Genomic DNA, 5,076 nt, shown 5'->3' on the forward strand with positions numbered 1-5,076 from the left:
GGACAGGTGGTGCTCGCCGCCGGGAGCCTCAGCGGAAGGCTCCCGGGCGTGCCCGCCGACGTACTGCCGCCCGTACGGCCCGTGAAGGGTCAGGTGCTGCGGCGGCCCGCACGGCTCCGCCGCCCTCCGCGCCGGCGCCGTCGCCACCCCCGAGGGCCACGCCGACTGGGAGGCCGCCGACGCCGCCCTCGCCGGGATGACCGACCCCGGCTACGCGACCTCCGCCCTCGCCGCCGTCCGCCAGGACGGCCGGGTGGTCTGGCGCAACGCCACCGGCGTCGCCGAACTCGCCACCGGCGCGCCCGCCGACCCCCGGGGCTCCTTCCGGATCGGCAGCGCCACCAAGCCCTTCGTCGCCACCACGCTGCTCCAGCTGGTCGGCGAGCACCGGCTGGACCTCGACGACCGCCTGGAGTGCCTGCTGCCGGGCGTCGTCCCCAACAGCACCGCGATCACCGTCCGGCAGCTGCTCAACCACACCAGCGGCGTCGCCGACTACACCCAGGACCAGGCCTTCGACTTCCGGCGGCCGCAGTGGCTCGACGGCGGCCGCTTCCGGCACTACGGCCTCCAGGACCTGGTGGACATCGCCAACCGGTACCCGTCCGCCTTCCCGCCCGGCCAGGACTGGCAGTACTCCAACACCAACTACATCCTGATCGGGATGATCATCGAGAAGCTCACCGGCCACAGCTGGAACGAGGAGGTGACCCGCCGGATCATCCGCCCGCTCGGCCTCACCGGCACCCGGATGCCCGGCGACTCGCCCCTCCTCCCCGGCCGGTACGCCCACGGCTACTACAAGGCCGACACCGGCCCGGTGGACGTCACCCTGTTCAACCCCTCGATGGCCGGCCCCTCCGGCGCCGGCGTCTCCACCACGGCCGACCTGACCGCCTTCCTCGACGCCCTGCTCGGCGGCCGCCTGCTGCGCCCGGCCGAACTCGCCGCCATGCGGCAGACCACCGCCAACGGCGAGGGCCGCAGCTACGGCCTCGGCCTGCAGCGCCTGGACACCCCCTGCGGCTCCTTCTGGGGCCACGCCGGCGGCATCCCCGGCTACAGCACGATGATGCTCGGCTCGGCGGACGGCAGGCGCGAGTTCGCCGCGAGCACCACCGTCTACGACGCCCCGGACGACGCCGCCAACGCCGCCTGGAACAAGGTGATCGAGACCGCGCTCTGCGGAGCCCGGCCGGCGGCCGCCGGAACCGACCTCGCCCGCACGGCGCCCTGACCGACCCCCTACGCTGACCGGCGGGCGAACGGCCCACCGTCACCAGGAGGACGAGACATGGCAGAGCCGCTGATCGCCGCCGTCGGGGGCAAGGTGCCCGCCGTCGACCCGGGCGCCTTCGTGGCGCCGAACGCCGTCGTGGTCGGGGACGTGACCGTCGCCGCCGGCGCCGGCATCTGGTACGGCGCGGTGCTGCGCGGCGACGCCGAGTCGATCAGCGTCGGCGCGGGCAGCAACATCCAGGACAACTGCACCCTGCACGCCGACCCCGGCTTCCCGCTGGTGGTCGGCGAGCGGATCTCGGTCGGCCACAACGCCGTGCTGCACGGCTGCACCGTCGAGGACGACGTGCTGGTGGGCATGAACGCCACCGTGCTCAACGGCGCCCGGATCGGCACCGGCTCACTGGTCGCGGCCGGCGCGGTGGTGCCGCAGGGCATGGTCGTCCCGCCCGGCTCGCTGGTCGCCGGCGTCCCGGCCAGGGTCCGCCGGGAGCTGACCGAGGACGAGAAGGCGGGCATCAGGGCCAACGGTGCCGGCTACCAGCTGCTCGCCGAGGCCCACCGGGAGATATGAGGGCCCACCGGGAGACACCGGGCCCGCGCTAGGCGGTGGTCATCGCGGCCGCCGCCGGTTCCGTCGCCACGGGGGCGGGCCGGCGGCGGTCGACCACCCAGGCGAGCACCGCGATCAGCGTCCCCGCCGCGGCCAGGACCGCGCCGACCAGCGTCGGCGCGGTCCAGCCGAGCCCGGCGTCCAGCGCCAGCCCGCCGAAGTACGCGCCCTGGGCGTTGGCCAGGTTGAAGGCGCCCTGGACCGTCGCCGAGGCGAGGGTCGGCGCGCTGCGCGCCTTCCGGAGCACCAGGGTCTGCACGGCCGGCACGATCGCGAAGCCGAACAGCCCGATCAGGACCACCGTGACGGCCGCCGACCAGCGGGCGTGCGCGGTCACCGCGAACAGCGCCAGGGTGGCGGAGAGCAGCACGAAGGCCGCGCACACGGTGGGCCGCAGCGCCCGGTCGGCGGCGAACCCGCCCAGCACGTTGCCGATCGTCATGCCGACGCCGAACAGCGCGAGCACCAGGGTCACCGAGCCGGTGGCGTACCCGGAGACATTGGTGAGCAGCGGGGCGATGTAGCTGTAGCAGGCGAAGAAGCCGCCGCAGCCGAACACCACGGTGGCCAGCGCCAGCCAGAGCTGCCCGCTGCGGAAGGCCCGCAGCTCGTGCCGGAGCCCGGACTGGCCGGAGGAGGGCAGCGCGGGCACCAGCCGGGCGATGGCGAGCGTCCCGGCGGCCGCGATCAGCACGACCACCAGCATGGTCGCCCGCCAGCCCAGGTGCTGGCCGAGCAGGGTCGCGGCCGGGACGCCGACGATGTTGGCGACGGTCAGGCCGGAGAACATCACGGCCACCGCCCGGGCCCGGCGGTCCGGTGCGACCAGCTCGGCCGCCGCCACCGCGCCCGCCCCGAAGAAGGCGCCGTGCGGCAGCCCGGTGATCAGCCGGGCGGCGGCCAGGGTCCAGAAGTCCGGCGCCACCGCGCACAGCAGGTTGCCGGTCGCGAACAGTCCGGCCAGCGCCACCAGCACCGCCTTGCGGGGCCGCCCGGCGGCCAGCGCGGTCAGCAGCGGCGCACCGACCACCACCCCCAGGGCGTACGCCGAGATCAGCCAGCCCGCCTGCGGGATGGAGACGTGGAGGCTGTCGGCGACCTGGGGGAGCAGCCCCATGGCGGCGAACTCGGTGGTTCCGATGGCGAACGCGGTGACGGCCAGCGCGAGCAGCGCGAGAGGCAAGGGGGTGACTCCGGAGTGATGCCGACGGACCGGGGAAGCGCGCGGCGGGACGAAGGTGGAACGGAGGTGGGGCGGCGGTGGCACGGCGGTGGGACGAATTCGTTCGTCCGGCATCCTAATCCGGCCGGATGACGGCGCTGTGAGGTGCGTGTGACGAAAGGGGGTCGCCGACACGGCTCCCGCGCGCGAGACTGGGAGCATGTGCCGCAACATCAAGACGCTGCGACCCCCCGTCACGCCCGACGCCGACGAGGAGGACTTCCACGCCGCCGCGCTCCAGTACGTCCGCAAGGTGTCCGGGTTCCGCGCCCCCGCGGCGCACAACCGGGAGGCCTTCGACCGGGCGGTGGAGGCGGTCGCGGAGGCCACCGCCCGGCTGCTCGCGGAACTGGAGGTCCGCGGCCCGCACACGCGGGCCGCCGTGCCGGCCGAGGCCGCCGGGTAGGCAGGAGCAGGTGTGATGAAACCCGCCGAGCGCTACGCCCTCACCTTCCCCGGGACCCCGGGCACCCAGGCCCCGCAGGACGTCGTGGTGGTCACCCGCACCGACGCGAGCGGGCCGGGCGGCCACCCGGTGTACGAGGACGAGAGCGGCATCGTCCGGGCCGAGATCAGCGCCGCCGGCGAGGTCCGGATGCTCGCCAGCGGAGGCCACCAGAGTCCGCACGTGCCGGTGCACGCCCACCCGCTGACCTGACCGCCGCCGCCCGGCCGCCGCCGGACCGCCCGGAACCGGGAAGGGGTGAGGCCACCCGTGGTCGGGAACAATCGCCGTATGACCACAGCGAGTTGGCAGGGCGTCGTCATCGCCGAGAGCGACGACACCGTCGTCGTCGAGGGCAACCACTACTTCCCGGCCGAGGCGGTGCGCACCGAGTACCTGCGCCCCTCGGACACCACCACGGTGTGCGGCTGGAAGGGCACCGCCGGCTACCACACCCTGGAGGTGGACGGGCGGACCAACCCGGACGCCGCCTGGTTCTACGCCGACCCCGAGCCCGGGGCCGAGCACGTGCGCGGCCGGATCGCCTTCTGGCACGGGGTGGAGGTCGCCGAGTAGGCGGCCCAGGGCCGTGCCGTCGTCGCGAAAGGGGTACCGGGTTCCCATGGCAGTCTTCCGCAGGCCGGGCCGCTCCCGGCCGGCTCCCGAGCCCGATCTGAGCGAGCAGCTCGCCGAACTGGTCGAGGAGTCCGAGCAGCCCGTCGGCCCGGTCGCCGAGTACGCCGAGAAGCAGCGCGGCCGCGGCCGGGCCGTAGTGCTGCACACCGCCCGGCTGCTCGGCCACGGCGGGCGGGCCGCCGCCAGGGGAACGGCCAAGGGCGCCGCGTACGGCGGCCGGGCCCTGACCGAACAGCTGGTGCGGACCGCGCCCCGGATCCCGGTGCGCGACCTCGCCACCCTGCGGGCGCAGCACCCGGACGCGGCCTTCCCGGAGCAGCTGGCCGACCTGCTGGTCACCGGCGCCGTCCGGGCCTCCAGCGCGCTCGGCGCGGGCGTCGGCGCGGCGGCGATGCTGCCGGTGCCGCCCGCGATGCCGCTGGAGATCGCCGCCGAGACGCTCGCGGTGGCGGCCGTGGAGATCAAGCTGATCGCCGAGCTGCACGAGGTCTACGGCACTCCGGCGCAGGGCGGCGCCACCCAGCGGACCGGCGCCTACCTCGGCGCCTGGGCCAACCGTCGGGGGATCGACGCGAACCTGCTGGTGCGGCCCGCCGGCTTCGCCGCGCTGGCGATCAGCTCGGAGGTGCGCCAGCAGGTCCGCCGCCGGCTGACCCGCAGCTCGCTGCGCCACCTGCCGGCGGTGATACCGCTGCTGGTCGGCGCCGGCATCGGCGCGACCATGAACCGTCGTGACACCCGCCGGCTGGCCGGCGAGGTGCGGACGGACCTGCGCGGGCGCCGCCCGGCGGACGGCGGCTACTGGGCCGATGCCGCGCCGGTGCCGAAGGGCGGGGCGGCGTCGAAGGGCGGGGCGGTGGAGGCCGACGGGAAGGCTCCGTAGCGGCCAGGAGCAGGACGGCGCGCCCGGGACCGGTCCCG

The 5,076-nt window shown here is 75.4% G+C and carries 7 protein-coding genes; 6 read left to right on the top strand and 1 reads right to left on the bottom strand.

Annotation, left to right across the window (positions count from 1 at the left end; genetic code table 11):
- Window positions 1–196: 196 nt before the first annotated feature.
- A complete protein-coding gene (locus ACFWJ4_RS40710; RefSeq protein WP_380554292.1) occupies window positions 197–1,237 on the top strand; it encodes a serine hydrolase domain-containing protein in 1,041 nt (346 codons plus the stop codon).
- A 57-nt stretch (window positions 1,238–1,294) separates the two neighbouring features.
- On the top strand, window positions 1,295–1,813 hold the full coding sequence (locus ACFWJ4_RS40715; RefSeq protein WP_380554295.1) for a gamma carbonic anhydrase family protein: 519 nt from the start codon (window positions 1,295–1,297) through the stop codon (window positions 1,811–1,813).
- Between the two features lie 28 nt (window positions 1,814–1,841).
- On the opposite strand, the gene ACFWJ4_RS40720 is transcribed toward ACFWJ4_RS40715, so the two are convergent.
- Window positions 1,842–3,035 carry an MFS transporter gene (locus tag ACFWJ4_RS40720; protein WP_380554298.1) on the bottom strand — a complete coding sequence of 398 codons (1,194 nt, stop codon included), beginning with the start codon at window positions 3,033–3,035 and terminating at the stop codon, window positions 1,842–1,844.
- 199 nt (window positions 3,036–3,234) lie between these two features.
- Here ACFWJ4_RS40720 and ACFWJ4_RS40725 point away from each other — a divergent pair, with 199 nt between their 5' ends.
- The 4 genes from ACFWJ4_RS40725 to ACFWJ4_RS40740 all read left to right on the top strand — a co-directional run bounded on the left by ACFWJ4_RS40725 (window position 3,235) and on the right by ACFWJ4_RS40740 (window position 5,038).
- A complete protein-coding gene (locus tag ACFWJ4_RS40725; protein ID WP_359912516.1) occupies window positions 3,235–3,480 on the top strand; it encodes a DUF2277 domain-containing protein in 246 nt (81 codons plus the stop codon).
- 15 nt (window positions 3,481–3,495) lie between these two features.
- The gene (locus ACFWJ4_RS40730) at window positions 3,496–3,732 is read left to right on the top strand and encodes a DUF6296 family protein (RefSeq protein WP_380554301.1); all 237 of its coding nucleotides are present in this window, start codon (window positions 3,496–3,498) and stop codon (window positions 3,730–3,732) included.
- Window positions 3,733–3,810: 78 nt separating this feature from the next.
- Window positions 3,811–4,095, top strand: a complete 285-nt coding sequence (locus tag ACFWJ4_RS40735; RefSeq protein WP_359912522.1) for a DUF427 domain-containing protein — start codon at window positions 3,811–3,813, stop codon at window positions 4,093–4,095.
- 46 nt (window positions 4,096–4,141) lie between these two features.
- Window positions 4,142–5,038 carry a hypothetical protein gene (locus ACFWJ4_RS40740; protein WP_380554304.1) on the top strand — a complete coding sequence of 299 codons (897 nt, stop codon included), beginning with the start codon at window positions 4,142–4,144 and terminating at the stop codon, window positions 5,036–5,038.
- The last annotated feature ends 38 nt before the right edge of the window (window positions 5,039–5,076 follow it).

It is taken from the genome of Kitasatospora sp. NPDC127067 (genome assembly GCF_042724755.1).
Classification (GTDB): Bacteria; Actinomycetota; Actinomycetes; order Streptomycetales; family Streptomycetaceae; genus Kitasatospora; species Kitasatospora lactacystinica.